The sequence below is a fragment of the Mesorhizobium sp. genome (assembly GCF_004962245.1).
GTDB lineage: Bacteria > Pseudomonadota > Alphaproteobacteria > Rhizobiales > Rhizobiaceae > Mesorhizobium.
In genome coordinates this window covers 1-19,956 of sequence record NZ_SUHQ01000030.1, presented here as the reverse complement: position 1 = coordinate 19,956, position 19,956 = coordinate 1, and the positions used below count along the sequence as shown (strand labels likewise).

Genomic DNA, 19,956 nt, shown 5'->3' with positions numbered 1-19,956 from the left:
TGAAGCGAACCGTGGGCGCCATGGCCTTGGGTGTTTTGGCAGCCGCTGCGGTCTGGTTCGCATGGCCACGGCCGATCGTAGTGGATCTGGCGACGGTGACGGAAGGTCCCATGGAGGTCACGATCGACGACGAGGCCAAGACGCGCGTCCGCCACCTCTATACGGTGTCCGCGCCAATTGCTGGAAAAGTCCTGCGAATCTCCCCGCCTCGCCATGTCGGGGATCAGGTTACTGTGGACGAGACGGTGGCGGTGATGCAGCCGACCGTACCGAGCTTCCACGATGCCCGCACGCACGAGGAGCTACTGGCTGCGCTGGCGGCAACCGAAGCGGCAATGACACTTTCGGAAGCCGAAGTTCGCCGGATCGAGGCGGCGCTCAAATTTTCGCGCACGGAGCTTCAGCGGGCAGAGGCGCTCGCCCGCACCGAGGCGATCTCGGTCAAAGGTTTGGACAAGGCGAGATTCGACGTCGAAACCAATGAAGCTGCGTTGGCAAGCGCCAAGGCGCAGGTCGAGGTGCGGCGCAATGAGCGCTCGAGCGTCGCGGCCCGACTCAGCGAACCGTCGGGCGCCATCCCGCAATCGAATCCTGCCTGCTGCATCCAGCTACGCGCCCCAATGAGCGGCAGCATCCTGAAGATCATTCAGGAGAGCGAAGGCGTGGTGCAAGCAGGTGCCCCGTTGATCGAGATCGGCGATCCGCGCGACCTCGAGATCGTCGCCGAGCTTTTGTCGACCGACGCTGTCCGGATCAAGCCCGGCGCACCTGTCCGGATCGATGGCTGGGGCGGATCACCCATCCGTGGCCAGGTGACACGGGTGGACCCGGCGGGGTTCGTCAAGATCTCTGCACTCGGTATCGAGGAACAAAGGGTCCGCACGATCATCGATTTCGTCGATCCTCCCGAAGCTTGGCCGTCGCTCGGTCACGATTATCGTGTGATCGTGCATGTCACGATCTGGAATGCGGAAGACGTGCTGACGGTGCCGGTGGCGGCTCTGTTTCGAAAGAGCGATGACTGGGCTGTCTTCGCAGTCAGGGATGGCCGTGCACGGGCAACGATCGTAAAGGTCGGTCAGCGAAACAACCGGGCAGCGGAGGTTCTGTTAGGCCTTGCCGCAGGCGATCGCGTGGTGCTGCACCCGAGTGACAGGGTCACGGACGGCGTGACCGTAGCCCAGCGCGAGGTACGATAACAAAAAAGCCCGGCGAACCGGGCTTTCCTTGAGGCTGCTGAACCATGTCGGGTGGTCCGAAACAGCAATTTGGTGCCCAGAAGAGGACTCGAACCTCCACTCCTTGCGGAACACGGACCTGAACCGTGCGCGTCTACCAATTCCGCCATCTGGGCTGGTGCGGGCTCATGTAAGCGGGCAAACGGTGGGTGTCAACGCGCTTTTTTGAAAGCCGCGATCCGCCGCCGGCTCAGTCCTCCAGCACTTCCTTGGAAGCCACGGTCGAATCGGCATTGAGCTTGTAGATAACCGGCACGCCGGTGCCGAGTTCCAGCTTGACGATCTCCTCGCCCGATTTGCCGTCCAGCGCCATGATCAGCGCGCGTAGCGAATTGCCGTGCGCCGCCACCAGCACGGTGCCACCGCGCAGCACATGCGGCTGCAGGTCGTGCAGATAATAGGGCCAGACGCGCGCTCCGGTGTCCTTCAGGCTTTCGCCGCCGGGCGGCGAAACATCGTAGGAACGGCGCCAGATATGCACCTGCTCCTCGCCCCATTTCTTGCGCGCATCGTCCTTGTTGAGGCCGGAGAGGTCGCCATAGTCGCGCTCGTTCAGCGCCTGGTTGCGGATGGTCTCCAGATCGCTTTGCCCGACCGCGTCGAGAATGTGCTGGCAGGTCTTCTGTGCCCGGATCAGCGCCGAAGTGAAGGCGATGTCGAATTTCATGCCGCGCGCCTTTAGCTTCGCGCCCGCCTCCTTGGCCTCGGCGTGGCCCAGCTCGGTCAGGTCGACGTCGCGCCAGCCGGTGAAAAGGTTCTTCAGGTTCCATTCGCTCTGGCCATGGCGTACGAGCACGAGAGTTCCCGACATTTTTGCTCCTTCAGCTTGTGGATAGGACCGCCTCAGTTCAATCCGAGCACGTCCCGCATCGAATACAGCCCCGGCTTCTTGCCGCGCGCCCACAGTGCGGCCTTGACCGCGCCGCGGGCGAAGATCGCCCGGTCCTCGGCATGATGGGCGAGCGTGATGCGCTCACCGGTGCCGGCCAGCACCACACTGTGGTCACCGACCACCGAGCCGCCCCGCAGCGTGGCGAAACCGATCGAGCCGGTTTTTCGCACGCCGGTGTGGCCGTCGCGCACCCGCACGCTGTTCCCGTCAAGATCGATGCCGCGCCCGGTGGCGGCGGCTTCGCCGAGCAGCAGTGCCGTCCCCGACGGTGCGTCGACCTTGTGCCGGTGATGCATTTCCAGGATTTCGATGTCGAAATCGTCGGCATCGAGCGCGCGCGCCGCCTGTTCCACCAGCACCGCTAGCAGATTGACGCCGAGGCTCATATTGCCTGACTTGACCACCGTCGCGTGGCGCGCCGCAGCCAGGATCTTCGCATTGTCGTCCGTCGAGCAGCCGGTGGTGCCGATGACGTGGACGATGCGCGCCTGCGCGGCATAGCCGGCGAATTCGACTGTCGCTGCCGGGCTCGTGAAATCAAGCACGCCGTCGGCCTTGGCGAAAGCCGGCAGCGGATCGTCGCCGATCGTCACGTCGATATTGCCGATGCCGGCAAGCTCGCCGGCGTCCTTGCCGAGATGGGGCGAACCGGCCCGCTCGACCGCGCCGGCGACGCGTGCGCCCGGTATCGTGTGGATGGCGCGGATCAGCGCCTGGCCCATGCGGCCGGCCGCACCCACCACCACCAGGCCCATATCTTTTGTGGGCGTGCCGTTCATAACGTTCTCCCGATCGCTTTTTTTGCGCGCCGCACCGGAGTTTGGATTGGCTTGCCGTCGTCGACAAGTCCCAGCCCCTTGTTGCCCTGCACCCGATGGAAACGGGCATAGACGCTGTGCGGGTCGGCCATCAGCGAGGCATGCGTGCCTTGTTCGACAAGCCGGCCCTGTTCCAGCACAACGATGTGGTCGGCATTGACTACCGTCGACAGTCGGTGCGCGATGACGATGGTCGTGCGCCCCTCCATCACACGGGTCAGCGCTTGCTGGACACGCGCTTCCGCCTCGTTGTCGAGCGCCGAGGTCGCCTCGTCGAGCAGCAGGATCGGCGCCTGCCGAACGATGGCGCGGGCGATCGATACGCGCTGGCGCTGGCCGCCCGACAGCGTCACGCCGCCTTCGCCGACAGGGGTGTCATAGCCTTGCGGCTGCTGGCGGATGAAGCTGTCGGCCTCGGCCTGCTGCGCGGCCAGTTCGATCTCGGCGTCGCTGGCGCTCAGTCGCCCGTAGCGGATGTTGTCGCGGATGGTGCCTTCGAACAGATAGGGCTGCTGCGAGACATAGGCGATCGAACTGCGCAGCGACCGCTTGGTGACCTTCGAAATGTCCTGGCCGTCGACCTCGATGCTGCCCGCCTCGACATCATGGAAACGCTGCAGCAGCGCCACCAGCGTCGACTTGCCGGCGCCAGAGGCGCCGACGATGGCCGTCATCTTGCCGGCGGCGGCAACGAAACTGAGATCCTGCAGGACCGGCGCGTTGGCGACATAGCCGAAAGACACATTGTTGAAGCGCACCTCGCCCCTGGTAATCTTCGCTTCGGCCGCTCCGGACGCGTCGCCTTGCTGCGGCTCGAGGTCGAGCAGCTCGTAGATCATGCGTGCATTGACCAGCGCCCGTTCCATGCCGACCTGCATGCGCGCCAGCCGCCGGGCCGGATCGTAGGCGAGCAGCAGTGCGGTGATAAAGGCAAAGACGGCACCAGGCGGCTGGCCGCCGACGGCTGCCCGGTAGCCGGAATAGGCGATGACCCCGGCGACGGCGAAGCCGGCCAACATTTCGGAGATCGGCGTCAGTCGTTCCGACACGCGGGCGATGCGGTTTGCCCGCTGCTCGGCGCCGGCGACAAGATCGCTGATGCGGCGCGACAGCTCATCCTCCAGCGTGAAGGCCTTGACGATGGCGACGCCTTGCGTTGCTTCCTGCATGGCGCCGATCAGCCGCGAGTTGATCTGCACCGCTTCGCGCGTGGCGCGCCTTATTCTGCGGGTCAGATAGACGACCGTGTAGATCAGCGGCGGTCCGATCAGCAGCGACATCAAGGAGAGCACCGGGTCCTGCCAGATCATGACGCCGATCAGCGCGGCCAGCGATACGGTATCGCGTGCCAAGGATGTCAGCGTCATCGAGAGCAGGTCGCGAATGCCGTTGACGTTCTCGTTGATTTGAGCCGCCAGCCGCCCCGAGCGCGTGTCGTTGAAGAAACCGACGCCGAGCTTCATCAGATGAGCGAAGATGCGGCGCTGGTAGCGCGCCACCAGATTGTTGCCGATCCTGGCCAGCGTCACCGCTTGGCCGTAGGTGGCCAGCCCGCGCAGCATGAAGGCACCCAGTATAGATACACAGATCAGCGCAATGAGATCGCCGCGCTGCTCGTAGAAGATCTGGTCGACGACATCCTTCATGATCCAGGCGGTGAAGGCGGTCGTGGCCGCAACCGTCACCAGGCACAGGACGGCCAGAACATAATACCAGCGATAGTCGCGGCTGTTCTCGGCGACGATGCGGCGGACTACCGCCACGATCTCGCCGGGCCGGGCTTTGGCTTGGTGGTTGGGCGACTGGTTCAAGTCTGGATCGTTCCGTGATGTCGGTTCGGCTTCGCCGCCAGGCTAATTAGGCAATCCTCTTAGCGCTCCGGTGGCGGCTTGCCTATGGCCGAGGCCGGCAAAACTTCATGGGATCAGGCCCGCCAGCGCCGCCCCGCCGTCTGGACGCCGAACAGCGAAGGGTTTCTGGCATAGGCCGCAAGGCCGGACAGCGCCGCCAGCGGATGGGTGATCACATAGACGGGCATGGTGCGCATCAACTCGCTGTGCGGGGCCTTGTCCTCGAAGGCAGCGCGGAAATTGCCCGCTTTCAGCGCCGGCAGGATTTTCTGCGCGATGCCGCCGGTCAGGAAGACGCCGCCGCGGCTCATGAACACCAGGGCGAGGTCGCCGGCGGTGCGCCCGAGGCAGGTGACGAACATCGACAGCGCTTCCTCGGCTACCGGATCTGACTTCGCCAGTGCCGCGGCCGTGATCTCAGCCGGCGTGGTGAAGGGCGCCGGCTTGCCGTCCGCCCTGGCCACTGCCCGGTAGGTATTGACCAGGCCGCGCCCGGACAGGATCTGTTCGCCGGAAATTCTGCTCTCGAGCTTCTCGATATGCGGAAAGACCTGGAAATCGCGCGGTGAGCGCGGCCCGATGTCCATGTGCCCTCCCTCGCCGGGCACCGGTATCCAGTGGTCCAGAGCGTAGACCAGGCCGGCGACGCCAAGCCCGGTTCCGGGACCGAGCACCACCCGCCCCGCATTGGGCTCCGGCGCATCGCCGCCGATCTTTTCCATATGTTCTTCGCCGAGCGCCACGACGGCCAGCGCCTGCGCCTCGAAATCATTGAGGACCACGACGTCGCTGAGGCCAAGGCTGGCAAACATCTTTCTCGGCTTGACGATCCATGGGCAGTTGGTCAGCGGGATCTCGTCGCTGTCGACTGGGCCGGCCACTGCCAGCACGGCGGAGTTGGGCCGTACCAATGAGTGGTCGAGCACCGCTGCCTGGATTGCCTCGTCGATAGTGTTGAAATTGGCTGTCTGGACGATGGTTGGCTCGCCGGCCTCGGAACTTGCGTCGAGCACGATCGAGAAGCGCGCATTGGTGCCGCCAATGTCGCCGATCAGGATCGGAAACCGCAACACAGTGTCATCGTCGCTTACGCTTGGCATGCTCTCATCCGTCCCGGTTCCCAGTGGCGTTCCGCCGTTCTTTCGTTGACTAGCGCATGACCTGGGAAAGGGAAATCGGTTTTCAAAATGAGGCGATCCACGGATCAAGAGCAAGATGAGGCCAGATTGGTCCAAACCCAGCCCGGCAGGACGATCAGATTCCACCTGCAGGGTGAGGGGCAGCGCAACGCCCCAAAAATCGCGTCAGTCCCCCGGTCGCGGCCGTGGCAGCGGAATGCCGATCTCGGGCGTTGCCGCGAAGGCGTTGACAGAGGCCGGAAGCGTTACCGCGCCGCTTACGGATGCCCGCGCCGGCGACGGAGCCGTCTCGAGAACGGGTGCAGCCGCGACCGGCACGCCCTCGCCATAATAGGTGACCGCTTCCGCCGAAGTCGGGTCTGGCCCGTCGAGCACCGCCTGGCATGCCGCAGGCAGGCTCGCCATCGTCATCACGTCGCGCGCTTTCGGCCTGTCCGGGTTCTTGTTGGGGCGCCATGGTTCCTCGGTGAACCACCAGGCCAGCGATTTGTCGCAGCCCTCGCCGGGCGCCGTGGTTTCCTGTCGCTTGCAGTTGGGCGAGCCGGGCTGACAGCCGATGCGGATGTGGAAGTGATAGTCGTGGCCCCAGAACGGCCTGACCTTGCGCAACCATGCGCGGTCGCCTTTCACCGTGTCGCAGAGCTTCTTCTTGATGCCGGGATTGACCAGGATGCGCTCGACCTCGGGGTAACTTGCCGCCCGCCTCAGGAGTCGCATATGTGCCGGTACCCAGAGCGCATCCTTCACCAAATGGGTCTTTTCGTCGACAAGCAGGGTGGCGCTCATGTTCTCGCGCTGGTCGATCGAAAGCTTGCGGTCGGGCATCGGCGTCAGCCAGATGTCGGCGTCGAGGCCGATCTGGTGTGAGGCATGGCCGGTCAGCATCGGCCCGCCGCGCGGCTGCGAAATGTCACCAACCAACAGGCCGGGCCAGCCATCGGCCGCGGCGTCGCGCGACAATTTCTCGATCAGCGCGATCATCGTCGGATGGCCCCAGCGGCGGTTGCGCGAAGGCCGCATCACCTCCCATTTCGGGCCGTCCAAGGGAATAGCGACGCCGCCGGCAAAGCAGCCCTTGGAATAAAAGCCGATGGATTGCGGCGCAGCCATGGCCGGCAGCTTTTTTGCGCCGAAGAGGTCTTTCGCCAGGGGTTCGGCCGCTGCTGGTCGCGCTCCAAGCCCCACCAGGGCAAGGACGGCGAGCCCCGTCAGCAGCAGTGTTTTACCGGACAAGGACCGCATCGATGTCTTCATGAAGCAGAACCCCTCTGCGAATTAAGTCGAATCATATCACGCCCGGCGCGATGTTTCGATCACGACCGCTCCATCGGGCTGCGCGGCTCGCCGTCGCGCCAGTTGCCGTCAGCCCACATTTGGTCGAAGGCCGACCGGTAATCGGGAAAGCGAAAGCGATAGCCGGTCGCCTTGATCGCCGCATTGGCGACACGCTTGTTCTCGCCATAGAAGGACCGCGCCATGGGCGAAAGTTGGGCGGTCTCGAACGGAATTTCGGGCGGCGGTGTGACCCTCATCAATCCTGCGGCATAGGTGACGACGTCCTGCGGCGGCGCCGGCAGATCGTCGGTGACGTTGAAGATGCCGCCGCGATTGACTCCGACCAGATGCCAGAGCGCCCCGGCAATGTCGTCGCAATGGATGCGGTTGAACACCTGGCCCGGCTTGACCAGCCGCCGGGCGGTGCCGTTTTCCAGATTGACCAGGGCATTGCGGCCCGGCCCGTAAATGCCTGAGAGACGCAGGATCGCCACCGGCCGGCCGATGTCTCGACCCAGTTTCAGCCAGTCCTGCTCGGCGGCGACACGCATCATCGAGCGCTTCGACACCGGTTGGCACTCCGCGGTCTCGTCCACCCAGCCGCCGCCATGGTCGCCATAGACGCCGACAGTGGACAGGTAGGCGATCCATTCGAGCGCGGGCATCTTCGCCGCGATCGTTCCACGCGCCGCATTCAGCACTGGATCGCCGGCCTCGTCCGGGGCGATCGAGACAACGAGATGGGTCGTTTTTTCGAGCGCGCCGCCGATTTCGGGCGTCAGCACGCCATCGAAAAGCAGCGGCTGGATTCCGGCTTGCCGCAGCGCTTCGAATTTCTCCGGGGCGCGCGTCGTGCCAAGGATCGTGCCGGCATCCTTGTTGGCGCGGGCAAACGCCTTGCCTGAATAGCCGGCGCCGAAAATGAAGATCTGCTTCTCGCTCATGCATGCGCCTCGATTTGATTTGCCAGCGCCAGGCGCCATTCGCGTTGCACGGCCTCGTCGCTTTCCGCTTTGACCGCGGCGGTGGCACGTTTGGCAAATTCCGAAGCCGGCACAAGCCGTGACAGCGCCCATACCGCAGCCCCGCGCACCAAGGGCGAGGCATCGCTGAGCAGAGCGCGCACGGCGTTGCCGAGCGAAGAATCGCCGGAATTGCCGGCGGCGATCAACACATTGCGGACAAAGCGGTCGCGGCCGATGCGCTTGATCGGCGAACCGCTAAAGAAGGACCGGAAAGCAGCGTCGTCGAGCACCAAGAGATCGGCGAGCGGCGGTTCGCGCAAATCGTCGCGCGCGGCAAGTTTCACCTCGGACGCAGCCCGGGCAAACTTGTTCCACGGGCAGGCGGCGAGGCAGTCGTCGCAGCCATAGATGCGGTTGCCGATCTTTTCCCGGAACTCATGCGGGATCGGTCCCTTGTTCTCAATGGTGAGATAGGAGATGCAGCGCCGCGCATCGAGCCGGTAGGGAGCGGGAAAGGCGTCGGTCGGGCAAACGTCGAGACAGGCGCGGCACGAGCCGCAATGGTCGTCCTCGGGCGTATCGGGTGCAAGCTCGGCCGTCGTGAAAATGGTGCCGAGGAACAGCCAGGAGCCGTGCTCGCGGCTGACCAGATTGGTGTGCTTGCCTTGCCAGCCGAGGCCGGCGGCTTCAGCCAGCGGCTTTTCCATCACCGGGGCGGTGTCGACGAACACCTTTACGTCGCTTCCCGAGCGGGCCACGATCTTGCCGGCGATCTCTTTCAGCCGGCCTTTCATCACGTCGTGGTAATCGCGGTTCTGCGCGTAGACGGAAATCGCGCCGCGGTCGCGCTTTGCCAGCACGGCGCTCGGGTCGTGGTCGGGGCCGTAGTTCATGGCTAGCACGATGACGGAGCGAACCTCAGGCCAAAGTGCCGTCGGCTCACCCCGCCGTTCGAGCGTCTCGGCGATCCAGCCCATCGAGCCATGGAAGCCGTCGGCGACGAACTCGGCAAGCCGGGCCGGCGCCTGCGGGATGGCATCGGGCGTGGTGACGGCAACGGCATCGAAACCGGCACGCTGCGCCTCGCGGTCGATCAGCGCGCGCAGGTTTTCCGCTCTAGAAATCGAGGTCCGCATAATGTGACACCGGCGACAGGCCACGCACCCGATCGGACAAAAGCGGCCGGAACGATGGCCGTGATTTCACCCGTGCATACCATTCGCGCGCGGCAGCGTGTTCGCGCCAGTCGATCTCGCCGAGATAGTCGAGCACCGACAGCGCAGCCGCAGCAGCGAGGTCGGCATAGGTGACCTTGTTGCCGGCCAGCCAATGGCGTGTGCCAGCCAGCCAGTTGGTGTATTTCATGTGCTGGCGGATATTGGCGCGCGCGGCGCGGATCGCCGCCGAATCGGGCGAACCGCCGCCCGCTGTTTCCGGCATGACCGGCTTCAGCACGCGCTCGCGCACGAGGTGCCGTGTCACCTCGCTATCAGCCTTGTTGAGATACCAGTCGGTCAGCCGGCGGATTTCGGCGCGCCCCATCGGGTCCTCGGCGAACAGCCGCTTGTCGCGCTTGAGCACGCCGCGCGTCTCGTCGAGATATTCGGCGATGACCATGGCGCCGACGATCGGTACGTCCCCCTCGGCAAGCAGGATCGGCAGCGTGCCGGCCGGGTTCAGTGCCAGGAACTCCTTGCGCCGCATCCACGGCTTTTCCTCGATCAGCGCCAGCTCCTCGCCATATTCGCCGAAAGCGAGGCGCACGAACCGGCAGGAGGCGAACATCGGGTGGTGGAAAAGCGTCAGCATGGTCCCGCGATAATAGAGCGCACTGGCAAATCGCCGGCTGCGCCGGTAAGTCTTGACCGCCCCGATTCATCGGGCCGTCAGGGTGTTGCGACCTATAGGAGGAGTTCCGCGCCATGACAAGCAAGCCGTTCTTCAAGCCCCCACTCGAACGCCGAGGTTGCCATGGAAAGCCAGACCATCGTCGAAGCGCTGCTGCTCGGCATGATCGAGGGCCTGACCGAATTCATTCCGGTCTCGTCGACCGGCCATATCCTGCTTGCCGGCCATTTTCTCGGCTTCCACTCGACCGGCAAGGCCTTCGAGATCTTGATCCAGCTCGGCGCCATACTGGCGATCCTCAGCGTCTATTTCCATCGTCTGTGGCAGATGCTGATCGATCTGCCGCGTGATCGGGGGACGCAGCATTTTGTCCTCGGCATCCTCATCGCCTTTCTGCCGGCGGCCGTCATCGGCGCGTTGGCGCATGGCTTCATCAAGACGGTGCTGTTTGAATCACCGAGGCTGGTCTGCATCATGCTGATCATCGGCGGCGTGGTTCTGCTGTGGGTGGATCGCCTCAAGCCGAAGCCGCTCTACCACGACGTCGAGCGGTTTCCGCTGAGGCTCTATCTGCAGATCGGACTGTTCCAGTGCCTTTCGCTGATCCCCGGCACGTCGCGCTCCGGCTCGACCATCGTCGGCGCGCTGCTTCTGGGCGTCGACAAACGGGCGGCTGCGGAATTCTCCTTCTTCCTCGCCATGCCGACGATGGTCGGCGCCTTCGCCTTCGACCTCTTCAAGAACCGCAATGTGCTGACCAGCGCCGATCTGCCGGTCATCGCCGCCGGTTTCATCGCGGCCTTCGTCGCGGCGCTTATCGTCGTGCGCTTTCTGCTCAACTACGTCTCGCGCCACGGCTATTCGCTGTTCGGCTGGTGGCGGCTGGTCATCGGCACCGTCGGGCTGGCGGCGCTCTTAATCTGGGGGTGAGGCGGTGCAGGTCTGACTGCTAGGTTGCGGTTCAGTTTCGCCCGTAGAAAACATTCTCGACATGCACCGGCCAGCGCCAGGGCAACACCGCGACCATGTCGAAGCGCACCGACAATCTTCCATAGTCGGACTGGCGCGAAAGCCAGAGATCGGCGGCGCTTTCGATGCGGCGCTCCGATTCGTAGCGAACAGCCTCCATGGCTTCCATCAGCGTGCGGCGCGCCTTCACCTCGACGATCAGCACCAGGTCGCCACGCCGTGCGATCAGGTCGATCTCGCCGAACCGCGTGCGGTGACGGCGCGCCAGGATTCGGTAGCCTTTCACCATTAATGCAGCAGCCGCCAGCCACTCGCTGCTGTGGCCGCGCCGATAGGCCTGCTGGCGGCTGGCCACCGGGCGCTCAGCCATCGCCGTCTTTTCCGGTGTCGCCATCCTTCCCGGCATCCCGTTTCTTCCCACTATCCTTGAGTTCGAGCAATCGTCGGTAAAGCGCCTGCTTCTGGCCGCCGGTCATCTTGGCGGCTTCCGCCGCCGCCTTGGAGGCCGGCATCTCGGCGGCAAGCGAAAGCAGAAGCCGGTCGATATCGGCTGGTTCGTCGGCCGTTGCTTCCGACGGGCCGACGCAGATGACGATTTCGCCCTTCGGCGTGTCGGCCGCCTCATAGTGTTCGGCGAGCGACTGCAAGGTGCCGGTCCGCATTTCCTCGAAGGTCTTGGTCAGCTCGCGGCCGATCGCCGCCTTGCGCGCGCCCCCCATTGCCTCGACCATGGCGCCAAGCGTCTCGGCCAGCCGCCGCGGCGATTCGAAGAAGATCAGCGTTGCCGGCACGGCTTTCAGCGCTTCCAGCCGCGTCAGCCGCTGTCCGGTCTTCACCGGCAGGAAACCGGCGAACAGGAAGGCGTCGGAGGGCAGGCCGGACGCCGTCAGCGCCGCAAGTGCGGCCGACGGGCCGGGGATCGGCACGACGCGAATGCCCTGGTCGAGCGCCTCGCCGACCAGCCGGTAGCCGGGATCGGAGATCAGCGGCGTGCCGGCGTCCGAGATCAGCGCCACGCTCTGCCCGGCCATCAAGGCCGCGATCAGCTTCGGTCCGGCCTCGCCGGCATTGTGCTCGTGATAGGCCGACGTGCGGCGGCGGATGCCGTAGCGGTCGAGCAGCACACGGCTGACACGCGTGTCCTCGCAGGCGACGATGTCGGCGGCGGCGAGCGTTTCCAGCGCGCGTAATGTGATGTCGGCGAGATTGCCGATCGGCGTCGCCACCAGGTAGAGCGCCGGCGCGAGCGGCCGCGCCGATATCTCGGTCTGGCCGATCACATAGCTGCGTTTCGCCAACTCGCCGGTCACCGGTGTTCCCCGTCAGAGCGTCCTCTGACGCTTCAATGCATTCGGCCCTGTTTGGCACGGCTCACACCGAGTTGCAAAACCCCATGCCGAAGTGAAGCGGTCGCCATGCCTTCGCCATAGTACGGAACGAAACCGTGTCCGGCGGATTTATGCCTGATCTCGGGAGGAACAGGATGGACAGCCTCAAGATACAGGACGTTTTCGAACCCTACTATGCAGGGCGCAAGCGCTTTGCCGCGCGAAAGGACAGGAGCCTGCCTGCCAAAGCCGACGCTGGCTCGGCTAAAAAGCCGCGAAGGCGTCGTCCTTCAAAAGCAACCAACCTGGAAATCAAGCCCTCGACCGGCACCACGATGGAGCACTGACCGGACGATGCCCAATCGCTTCGACATTTTCATCACCCGCCTCGAAACAAAAAGCGCCCGCAATGGCGTACCATCACACCCAATTAGCGATCAGCACCGCGTCCGCCGCGACAAGAGCGACGCCAAGACGGCTCGCTCCGGTGAGGCGCCCGCCGAGAAAGACCACGCCAAGCGCCGCCACAAGCACGACGCTTAGATGCTGCAACCTACGCGATTGGCGAGACGGTTCTCCCTTCGTCCTGGGGGGCGAAGCGACGCGGCGCAGGCCCAAGGGACCTATGCCGTGACATCAAAGCTTTTCGACGGCTCAGAATTCTATGCAGCATTCCTTGGCAGGGGTCGCAGGATTCCCGGATCAGGCCGAGGATGACGAAGGCGCGGTTGCGACGCTTGGCCACATCATTCAACCCAGATACTTCGAAACACGTGCTTCCAGAAGCTGAACCAGCTCCGGGTCCATGAATTCATAATTGTCCGGAATATCGAGGCAGATCACGCGAGCTTTCTTCAGGCTAGCTTTGAATGCCTTCTGCAGCTTGGCGCGGTGCGCCTTCTCCATCACGAAGATGATGTCGGCCCAGGCTACGAGTTCATGCGTCAGTGGATTGTCGGCATCATGATTGGTGCCGGCCGATGCGGCTTCGATGTCCCTGCGGCCGGAAAATACCTGCTCGGCCGTAGGGCTCCGCAAGCGGTTCTGGCTGCAGACGAAGAGGACGTACTTCACCGCCTACCGCGCCAAATCCGCCACCACCGCATCAAGCACGATCATGCCGGCCGGCGTGGCGCGCAGGCGAGCATTGCCGATCGGCGCCACCAGTCCCTCGCCCTGCAGCATCGAGAGCCGCGCGGTCGACAGGCCGCGCCCGGAAAACGCTTCGTAGCGCGAAAGATCGATGCCCTCGGCCAGCCTCAACCCCATCAAGAGGAACTCATCGGCCTCTTCCGAGCGCGTCAGGGTCTCGCCGCCGGTGATGCCGTGGCCCTTGGCCTCGACCAGATTGGCCCAGGTTTCCGGCATTCTCTCCGCGATCGTCACTGTGCGGCGGCCGTTTTCGACGAAACGGCCATGCGCGCCGGGACCGACGCCGACATATTCGCCATAACGCCAATAGGTGAGGTTGTGCCGGCTTTCCGCCCCGGGCCTGGCGTGGTTGGAAATCTCGTAGGCCGGAAGCCGATGCGCGGCGGTGATCTCCTGCGTCAACGCATAGAGATCGGCGGCATGGTCGTTGTCTGGAATGGCGAACTTCTTTGCCGCATGCAGCGCGTGAAACGGCGTTCCTTCCTCGATGGTCAGTTGGTAGAGCGACAGATGATCGGCGGCGTGGCCGATCGCTTGCTCGAGCTCCGCCTGCCATGCTTCCGGTGTCTGGCCGGGCCGCGCGTAGATCAGGTCGAAGGACAGCCGCGGGAAGATCTCACGCGCCAGGCCAATTGCATGCAGCGCTTCATCGACATTGTGCAGCCGGCCGAGGAAGCGCAGATCTTTGTCATTCAGCGCCTGCACGCCGAGCGATACGCGGTTGACACCCGCCGCCCGGTAGCCGCGAAAGCGCTCGGCCTCGACCGAGGAGGGGTTGGCTTCCAGCGTCACCTCGATGCCGGCAGGCACCGTCCAGTTCTTCGCCACCGCGTCCAGCACTGTCGCCACGGTTTCCGGCTTCATCAGCGACGGTGTGCCGCCGCCGAGAAAAATGCTGGTCACCTGGCGCGGCCCGGTGCGGTCGCGCATTGTCGCAAGCTCGGTCTCGAAGGCGCGCGCAAAGCGTTCCTGGTCGACCGGCTGGTGGCGGACATGGCTGTTGAAGTCGCAATAGGGGCATTTGGCCGCGCAGAACGGCCAGTGGATATAGACGCCGAAGCCGGGGCTGCGGTCGAGCAGCATGGTCATGCCGAGCCCGATCGTGCCAAATCCAGTCTGGCCTGCGCGAATTTCTGGAAGGCGCGGGCGCGGTGCGACAATGCCGTCGGCTGGCCGGGCTTCCAGCCATGTTTTTCCTCTGCGGTCATCTCGCCGAAGGTCTTTTCGAAACCGTCCGGCACGAACACCGGGTCATAGCCGAAGCCGAGTTCGCCGCGCGGCGGCCACACCAGCGTGCCCTCGACCTCGCCGCGAAAATATTCGGCCGCGCCGTCGGGAAAGGCCAGGCAGATGACGGCGACGAAGCGGCCCTTGCGCTGGGCAGGCGCGACTGCGCCGACGTCCTGCAACGCCACTTCCGCCCGCTGCATCGCCATGCCGAAGTCACGGGAGCCGTCCGGCGCCTCGGCCCAGTTGGCGGTGTAGACGCCGGGCGCTCCGCCCAGCGCATCGACACACAGGCCGGAATCATCCGACAACGCAGGCAGGCCTGTCGCCTTGGCGGCGGCAAAAGCCTTGATATGGGCGTTCTCCTCGAAGGTGGTGCCGGTCTCGTCCGGTTCAGGCAGGCCGTATTCGCTGGCCGACTTCGCTTCTATGCCGAATGGCGCCATCAGATCGGCGAATTCGCGCAATTTGCCGGCATTGTGGCTGGCGACGACAATTCTGTGCCCATCAAGCGAATGCATCAGATGCCCCAGATTCTTGGCTCGGCGAATTCGATCGAATTGCCGGAGGGGTCGCGAATATAGATCGAGCGGCCGCCCTGCGGCCATTCGAACTCGCTTTCGATGGCGATTTTCTTCGCTTCCAGATGCGCTTTCCAGCGCACGATCTCGTCCGCGCTTGTCGCAAAGCACAGATGGCCGTCGCCGACAGTGCCGTGCGGCGGCACTTTCAGCCTGGCGTCGGGAGCCGGCGGCACCTTGGTCGCCTCGGCGTTGAAGATGAGCAGCACGCCGTCTCCGCAGCGGAAGAAAAGATGCCTGCCCTCGACCTTGCCCAGCAGATCGAGCCCGAGCACGCCGGAATAGAAGTCTTGCGCGGCATCGAGGTCGGTCACGTAAAGGGCTGATTCGAGGATGGCTGAGGGTGTCATGGCAAACCGCAGGCTAACCTACAGCCATCTGCTGCAGGCTGACCAGTCGCTGGATGCCCTTCTTGGCCAATTCCATCAGCGCCGTGAACTGCTCCTCCGAGAAAGGCTCGCCCTCGGCCGTGCCTTGGATCTCGACGATGCCGCCCTTGCCAGTCATGACGAAATTGGCGTCGGTGCCGGCCGAGGAATCCTCGAGATAGTCGAGGTCGATGACCGGCTGGCCGTCATGGATGCCGCAGGAAATAGCCGCGACGTGGTCCTTCAACACCTTGGCAACGCTGGCCATCTGCCTGGCTTCCATCCAGCGCAGGCAGTCGTAAAGCGCCACCCAGCCGCCGGTGATTGAGGCGGTGCGCGTGCCGCCATCGGCCTGGATCACGTCGCAGTCGACGGTGATCTGCTGCTCGCCGAGCGCCTGCAGATCGACCACGGCGCGCAGGGAGCGGCCGATCAGCCGCTGGATTTCAAGCGTTCGGCCGCCTTGCTTGCCGGCCGAAGCCTCGCGGCGCATGCGCTCGCCGGTCGAGCGCGGCAACATGCCGTATTCCGCCGTCACCCAGCCCTTGCCGGAATTGCGCATCCAGCCCGGCACTTTCTCTTCGAGGCTGGCCGTGCACAGCACATGCGTGTCGCCGAACTTCACCAAGCATGAGCCTTCTGCGTGCTTGGAGACGCCACGCTCGAAGGAGATGGCGCGCATTTCGTCGAATTGGCGTTTGGAAGGGCGCATTCAGGCTTCTTTCCTGTCTTTTTTCGGAATCGTGGCCGGCTTGTAGCTGTATGGGGCGCATGGCGCAAAGGAAAATGGCCGGTTGCGTGGGCGCGGCCGAAGTCTATATCTTTGGACCGGAGGTTTTTGGCCAGCATGACCAAAGCAGTCGCTGATCCCAGTTCGCAGTCGTCCGCGCTACAGTCGCTCGACATGCGTTCGCGCGACATCTTTCGGCGCATCGTCGATTCCTATCTGAAGGACGGCGAGCCAGTCGGCTCACGCAGCCTGTCGCGCATTCTGCCGTCGTCGCTGTCGCCGGCCACCATCCGCAATGTGATGAGCGATCTCGAGCATCTGGGCCTGATCTATGCGCCGCATATCTCGGCCGGCAGGCTGCCGACCCAGGCTGGCCTGCGCTTCTTCGTCGATGCATTCATGGAGCTTGGCGACCTCTCCGACGACGAGCGCCGCATCATCGAGGCGCAGGTGCGCGCCTCCGGCTCGGGCGCGACGCTGGAGCACATGCTCACCGAAGCCAGCCAGATGCTGTCCGGCATGTCGCGTGGTGCCGGCCTCGTGCTCGCCGCCAAGAACGAGGTGGCGCTCAAGCACATCGAATTCATCCAGCTCGAGCCGACCAAGGCGCTGGCCGTGTTAGTGTCGCAGAACGGCGACGTCGAAAATCGCGTCATCGATCTGCCCGCCGGCGTCACCGTCTCGCAATTGCACGAAGCCTCGAACTTCCTCAACGCCCACATCCGCGGCCGCACGCTGGCCGAGGCGCGGATCGAGATCGCCCGCATCAAGGAAGAGACCAGGGCAGCCCTCGACACGCTGTCGCAGGAACTGGTTGAGAAGGGCCTCGCGGTCTGGGCGGGCGCCGAAAGCGGCTTGCCGGCGCGTCTCATCGTGCGCGGCCGCGCCAATCTGCTGGAAAATGTCACCGCCCAGGCCGACATCGAGCTGTTGCGGCATTTGTTCGAGGATCTGGAGACGCAGGACGGGCTGATCCAGCTTCTCGACCTTGCCGAGGAAGGGCCTGGCGTGCGCATCTTCATCGGCTCGGAAAACAAGCTGTTCTCGCTGTCGGGCTCGTCGCTGGTCGTGGCGCCCTATCGCGACAAGGATGCTCGCGTCGTCGGCGCACTCGGCGTCATCGGCCCGACCCGGCTGAACTACGCTCGCATCGTGCCGATGGTCGACTATACCGCGCAGCTTATTTCCCGCATGCTGCGGTAACGCATGCCACCCAAACTGGGCAGCAGTTTTGGAATAACGACATGCGCAATCAAGGAGAAAAAAATGGCGCTGGAATCATTCAAGGCTCAGATCAGCCTGTTGCTCGAGCAGATGATCAACCAGCCCGAGGATCAGCATGAAGTGCAGGAACAGCTGCGCGAGAAGCTGAGGGAAATGCGCGCCATGGGCCTGCCGCTGCCGGCCGATCTCGTCGAATTGGAAAAGCGCCTCGACGACGATTTTTACGCGGCCGGGAACTGAGCTTCGAAACGGAGACGAGATCCCCTTCAAATCTGCGGTGGCCAAGGACGGCGCGTTGATCGTCACCGAGGACGGTCCCATCCGGCGCGTTACCTACGGCGGCAGCCCGTGCTGACCGGCGGGTTCGCCCGGCCCGCGGCGCTGGTGCAATCGAATCCGGCCTCAGGGGGTACACGCCTGCCCGCCCCCGTGCGACAAGGCGCAGTCTTAAAAGTCGATTCCGATTTTTCGGGGTCATGCTCCAAGGCCGAAAACCATGACCCTCACCGGATTCCTTGCCTACAGCGCCGCTCTCGGCATCGCCGCCGCCATCCCCGGGCCGGGGCTCACCGCGCTTGTTGCGCGTGCGCTCGGGTCCGGCTTTTGCTCGGCACTCGCCATGTCCTTCGGGCTGATGCTCGGCGATCTCACCTATCTCACCGCCGTGGTGCTCGGCCTCGCTTTCGTCGCGCAGACCTTCGGCATGGTCTTCCTGGTGATTAAATGGCTGGGCGTCGCCTATCTTGCCTTCCTCGGCTGGCGTTTCTGGACCAGCGGCATCACGCCCGAAACGGTCGAGGCGAAGAAAGGCAGGGGCGGGCTGGTGTCGAGCTTTGCTGCCGGCCTCGCCGTCACGCTCGGCAATCCGAAGACCATGATCTTCTATCTTGCCGTCACGCCGACCATCGTCGATCTGAAGACCATCACGCTCGTCGACTACGGCATCCTCGTCGCGCTGACGGTGGTCGTGCTCCTGCTGGTGCTGGTGCCCTATCTGGCGCTGGCGGCCAAGGCGCGCGGGTTCCTGAAGTCGCCGCGCGCGCTGAGGGCGCTGAGCCGCACCGCCGCCGGTTTCATGGTCGGAGCGGCGGCTGCGATCGCCGCCCGGCAATAGGCATTTCGCGGCCAAGCCATTCCTAAAACAGGCCACTGCCTGAAATGCTTTTCCGGGGCGAAGCTGTTTTCAGCATGCGCCCCACTCGGATATTTTCAACCGACAGACTATCTTGCGCAGCGGACGGCCCTATCTTATGCCGCCTGACTTCGCCTGACTGCTTGGCCTATCTGACTCTGGCCCATCTCACTCTGGGGAGCGAAACCAATGAACAAGCCCGTCACCACCGCGCACACGCCCGGCCGCGGCCGAATCTACAATTCGATCACCGAGACGATCGGCGACACGCCGCTGGTGCGGCTCGACAAATTCGCCAGGGAAAAGGGCGTCGTTGCCAATCTGCTGGCCAAGCTCGAATTCTTCAACCCGATCGCCTCGGTCAAGGATCGCATCGGCGTCTCGATGATCGAGGCGCTGGAGGCATCGGGCAGGATTGCACCCGGCAGGACCACGCTGATCGAGCCGACCTCGGGCAATACCGGCATCGCGCTCGCCTTCGCCGCCGCCGCCAAGGGCTACAAGCTGATCCTGACCATGCCGGAAACCATGTCGGTTGAACGCAGGAAAATGCTGGCTCTGCTCGGCGCCGAGCTGGTGCTGACCGAAGGGCCGAAGGGCATGAAGGGCGCCATCGCCAAGGCAGACGAACTGGCCGCGACGCTGCCCGACGCCGTCATACCGCAGCAGTTCGAGAATCCGGCCAACCCGGAAATCCACCGCCGCACCACGGCTGAGGAGATCTGGAACGACACCCATGGCGAAGTCGACATCTTCGTCGCCGGCATCGGCACCGGTGGCACCATCACCGGCGTCGGCCAGGTGCTGAAGCAGCGCAAGCCCTCCGTGCATGTCGTCGCCGTCGAGCCGGAAGCTTCGCCGGTGCTGTCGGGCGGCCAGCCCGGGCCGCACAAGATCCAGGGCATTGGCGCCGGTTTCGCGCCAAAAATCCTCGACACGACGATCTATGACGAGATCGTCAAGGTCTCCAACGAGGATTCGGTCGCCAATGCGCGGCTCGTCGCCCGCCTCGAAGGCGTGCCGGTCGGCATCTCGTCGGGTGCCGCCCTGCAGGCGGCGATCGTCGTCGGCTCACGGCCGGAGAACAAGGGCAAGAACCTCGTTGTCGTCATCCCATCCTTCGCCGAGCGCTATCTGTCGACGATCCTGTTCGAAGGGCTGGGGGCTTAGAGCGTTTCAGTGATTAATTGAATCTTTGGGGGATTGAACGAAGCCGCTGA

General features: G+C 64.2%; 23 protein-coding genes and 1 tRNA gene. 8 read left to right on the top strand and 16 right to left on the bottom strand.

The window, feature by feature from the left end:
* The first annotated feature begins 20 nt into the window (after nucleotides 1–20).
* Complete coding sequence (locus E5X88_RS26580) at nucleotides 21–1,199, top strand: HlyD family efflux transporter periplasmic adaptor subunit (RefSeq protein ID WP_292166601.1); 1,179 nt, start codon at nucleotides 21–23, stop codon at nucleotides 1,197–1,199.
* 70 nt (nucleotides 1,200–1,269) lie between these two features.
* On the opposite strand, the gene E5X88_RS26575 is transcribed toward E5X88_RS26580, so the two are convergent.
* The 9 genes from E5X88_RS26575 to E5X88_RS26535 all read right to left on the bottom strand — a co-directional run bounded on the left by E5X88_RS26575 (nucleotide 1,270) and on the right by E5X88_RS26535 (nucleotide 9,986).
* A tRNA-Leu gene (locus E5X88_RS26575) sits at nucleotides 1,270–1,354 on the bottom strand.
* 74 nt (nucleotides 1,355–1,428) lie between these two features.
* Entirely contained in the window at nucleotides 1,429–2,049 is a 621-nt protein-coding gene (locus tag E5X88_RS26570) for a 2,3-bisphosphoglycerate-dependent phosphoglycerate mutase (protein WP_292166509.1), read from the bottom strand.
* A gap of 32 nt (nucleotides 2,050–2,081) precedes the next feature.
* Nucleotides 2,082–2,909 (bottom strand): 4-hydroxy-tetrahydrodipicolinate reductase, encoded by an 828-nt coding sequence (dapB, locus tag E5X88_RS26565; RefSeq protein ID WP_292166507.1) that lies wholly within the window; start codon nucleotides 2,907–2,909, stop codon nucleotides 2,082–2,084.
* Nucleotides 2,906–4,759: an ABC transporter ATP-binding protein gene (locus tag E5X88_RS26560; protein WP_292166505.1), complete on the bottom strand. Its 1,854-nt coding sequence runs from the start codon at nucleotides 4,757–4,759 to the stop codon at nucleotides 2,906–2,908. The genes dapB and E5X88_RS26560 overlap by 4 nt, the downstream gene beginning before the upstream one ends.
* 113 nt (nucleotides 4,760–4,872) lie before the next feature.
* On the bottom strand, nucleotides 4,873–5,898 hold the full coding sequence (locus E5X88_RS26555; RefSeq protein WP_292166504.1) for a glucokinase: 1,026 nt from the start codon (nucleotides 5,896–5,898) through the stop codon (nucleotides 4,873–4,875).
* Between the two features lie 204 nt (nucleotides 5,899–6,102).
* Nucleotides 6,103–7,191: a penicillin-insensitive murein endopeptidase gene (mepA, locus tag E5X88_RS26550; protein WP_292166502.1), complete on the bottom strand. Its 1,089-nt coding sequence runs from the start codon at nucleotides 7,189–7,191 to the stop codon at nucleotides 6,103–6,105.
* 59 nt (nucleotides 7,192–7,250) lie between these two features.
* Nucleotides 7,251–8,156, bottom strand: a complete 906-nt coding sequence (locus tag E5X88_RS26545) for an SDR family oxidoreductase (protein WP_292166500.1) — start codon at nucleotides 8,154–8,156, stop codon at nucleotides 7,251–7,253.
* Nucleotides 8,153–9,313 (bottom strand): tRNA epoxyqueuosine(34) reductase QueG, encoded by a 1,161-nt coding sequence (gene queG / locus E5X88_RS26540; protein ID WP_292166498.1) that lies wholly within the window; start codon nucleotides 9,311–9,313, stop codon nucleotides 8,153–8,155. The genes E5X88_RS26545 and queG overlap by 4 nt, the downstream gene beginning before the upstream one ends.
* A complete protein-coding gene (locus tag E5X88_RS26535) occupies nucleotides 9,294–9,986 on the bottom strand; it encodes a glutathione S-transferase family protein (RefSeq protein ID WP_126036306.1) in 693 nt (230 codons plus the stop codon). The genes queG and E5X88_RS26535 overlap by 20 nt, the downstream gene beginning before the upstream one ends.
* A gap of 162 nt (nucleotides 9,987–10,148) precedes the next feature.
* Here E5X88_RS26535 and E5X88_RS26530 point away from each other — a divergent pair, with 162 nt between their 5' ends.
* Nucleotides 10,149–10,955 (top strand): undecaprenyl-diphosphate phosphatase, encoded by an 807-nt coding sequence (locus tag E5X88_RS26530; protein WP_292166495.1) that lies wholly within the window; start codon nucleotides 10,149–10,151, stop codon nucleotides 10,953–10,955.
* 31 nt (nucleotides 10,956–10,986) lie between these two features.
* Here E5X88_RS26530 and E5X88_RS26525 read toward each other — a convergent pair whose 3' ends face one another.
* Together E5X88_RS26525 and rsmI are read right to left on the bottom strand one after the other, a co-directional pair.
* Nucleotides 10,987–11,364: a YraN family protein gene (locus E5X88_RS26525; RefSeq protein WP_292166494.1), complete on the bottom strand. Its 378-nt coding sequence runs from the start codon at nucleotides 11,362–11,364 to the stop codon at nucleotides 10,987–10,989.
* Nucleotides 11,357–12,304 carry a 16S rRNA (cytidine(1402)-2'-O)-methyltransferase gene (gene rsmI, locus E5X88_RS26520; RefSeq protein WP_292166493.1) on the bottom strand — a complete coding sequence of 316 codons (948 nt, stop codon included), beginning with the start codon at nucleotides 12,302–12,304 and terminating at the stop codon, nucleotides 11,357–11,359. Before rsmI ends, E5X88_RS26525 begins: the two co-directional genes overlap by 8 nt.
* A 173-nt stretch (nucleotides 12,305–12,477) precedes the next feature.
* Between rsmI and E5X88_RS26515 the strand changes: the two genes are divergently transcribed.
* Nucleotides 12,478–12,669, top strand: coding sequence for a hypothetical protein (locus tag E5X88_RS26515; protein WP_292166492.1), 192 nt, complete (start codon nucleotides 12,478–12,480; stop codon nucleotides 12,667–12,669).
* 7 nt (nucleotides 12,670–12,676) lie between these two features.
* The gene (locus E5X88_RS26510) at nucleotides 12,677–12,865 is read left to right on the top strand and encodes a hypothetical protein (protein WP_292166490.1); all 189 of its coding nucleotides are present in this window, start codon (nucleotides 12,677–12,679) and stop codon (nucleotides 12,863–12,865) included.
* A gap of 207 nt (nucleotides 12,866–13,072) precedes the next feature.
* Here E5X88_RS26510 and E5X88_RS26505 read toward each other — a convergent pair whose 3' ends face one another.
* From E5X88_RS26505 to rph, 5 genes are read right to left on the bottom strand one after another with little or no spacing between them, the layout of a single operon-like run.
* Entirely contained in the window at nucleotides 13,073–13,396 is a 324-nt protein-coding gene (locus tag E5X88_RS26505; RefSeq protein ID WP_292166488.1) for a low molecular weight protein tyrosine phosphatase family protein, read from the bottom strand.
* 3 nt (nucleotides 13,397–13,399) lie between these two features.
* The gene (gene hemW, locus E5X88_RS26500; RefSeq protein ID WP_292166485.1) at nucleotides 13,400–14,563 is read right to left on the bottom strand and encodes a radical SAM family heme chaperone HemW; all 1,164 of its coding nucleotides are present in this window, start codon (nucleotides 14,561–14,563) and stop codon (nucleotides 13,400–13,402) included.
* Nucleotides 14,560–15,222 carry an RdgB/HAM1 family non-canonical purine NTP pyrophosphatase gene (rdgB, locus tag E5X88_RS26495; RefSeq protein ID WP_292166482.1) on the bottom strand — a complete coding sequence of 221 codons (663 nt, stop codon included), beginning with the start codon at nucleotides 15,220–15,222 and terminating at the stop codon, nucleotides 14,560–14,562. The genes hemW and rdgB overlap by 4 nt, the downstream gene beginning before the upstream one ends.
* On the bottom strand, nucleotides 15,222–15,632 hold the full coding sequence (locus E5X88_RS26490; RefSeq protein WP_292166480.1) for a VOC family protein: 411 nt from the start codon (nucleotides 15,630–15,632) through the stop codon (nucleotides 15,222–15,224). The genes rdgB and E5X88_RS26490 overlap by 1 nt, the downstream gene beginning before the upstream one ends.
* A 13-nt stretch (nucleotides 15,633–15,645) precedes the next feature.
* Nucleotides 15,646–16,362: a ribonuclease PH gene (rph, locus tag E5X88_RS26485; protein WP_145721920.1), complete on the bottom strand. Its 717-nt coding sequence runs from the start codon at nucleotides 16,360–16,362 to the stop codon at nucleotides 15,646–15,648.
* A gap of 135 nt (nucleotides 16,363–16,497) precedes the next feature.
* Here rph and hrcA point away from each other — a divergent pair, with 135 nt between their 5' ends.
* From hrcA to cysK, 4 genes are all read left to right on the top strand, one after another.
* Nucleotides 16,498–17,583 (top strand): heat-inducible transcriptional repressor HrcA, encoded by a 1,086-nt coding sequence (hrcA, locus tag E5X88_RS26480; protein ID WP_292166478.1) that lies wholly within the window; start codon nucleotides 16,498–16,500, stop codon nucleotides 17,581–17,583.
* Between the two features lie 63 nt (nucleotides 17,584–17,646).
* Nucleotides 17,647–17,844, top strand: coding sequence for a hypothetical protein (locus E5X88_RS26475; protein ID WP_126036330.1), 198 nt, complete (start codon nucleotides 17,647–17,649; stop codon nucleotides 17,842–17,844).
* A gap of 256 nt (nucleotides 17,845–18,100) precedes the next feature.
* Entirely contained in the window at nucleotides 18,101–18,718 is a 618-nt protein-coding gene (locus tag E5X88_RS26470; RefSeq protein WP_292166475.1) for a LysE family translocator, read from the top strand.
* Nucleotides 18,719–18,925: 207 nt separating this feature from the next.
* Nucleotides 18,926–19,906, top strand: a complete 981-nt coding sequence (gene cysK / locus E5X88_RS26465; RefSeq protein ID WP_292166473.1) for a cysteine synthase A — start codon at nucleotides 18,926–18,928, stop codon at nucleotides 19,904–19,906.
* Nucleotides 19,907–19,956: the final 50 nt, after the last annotated feature.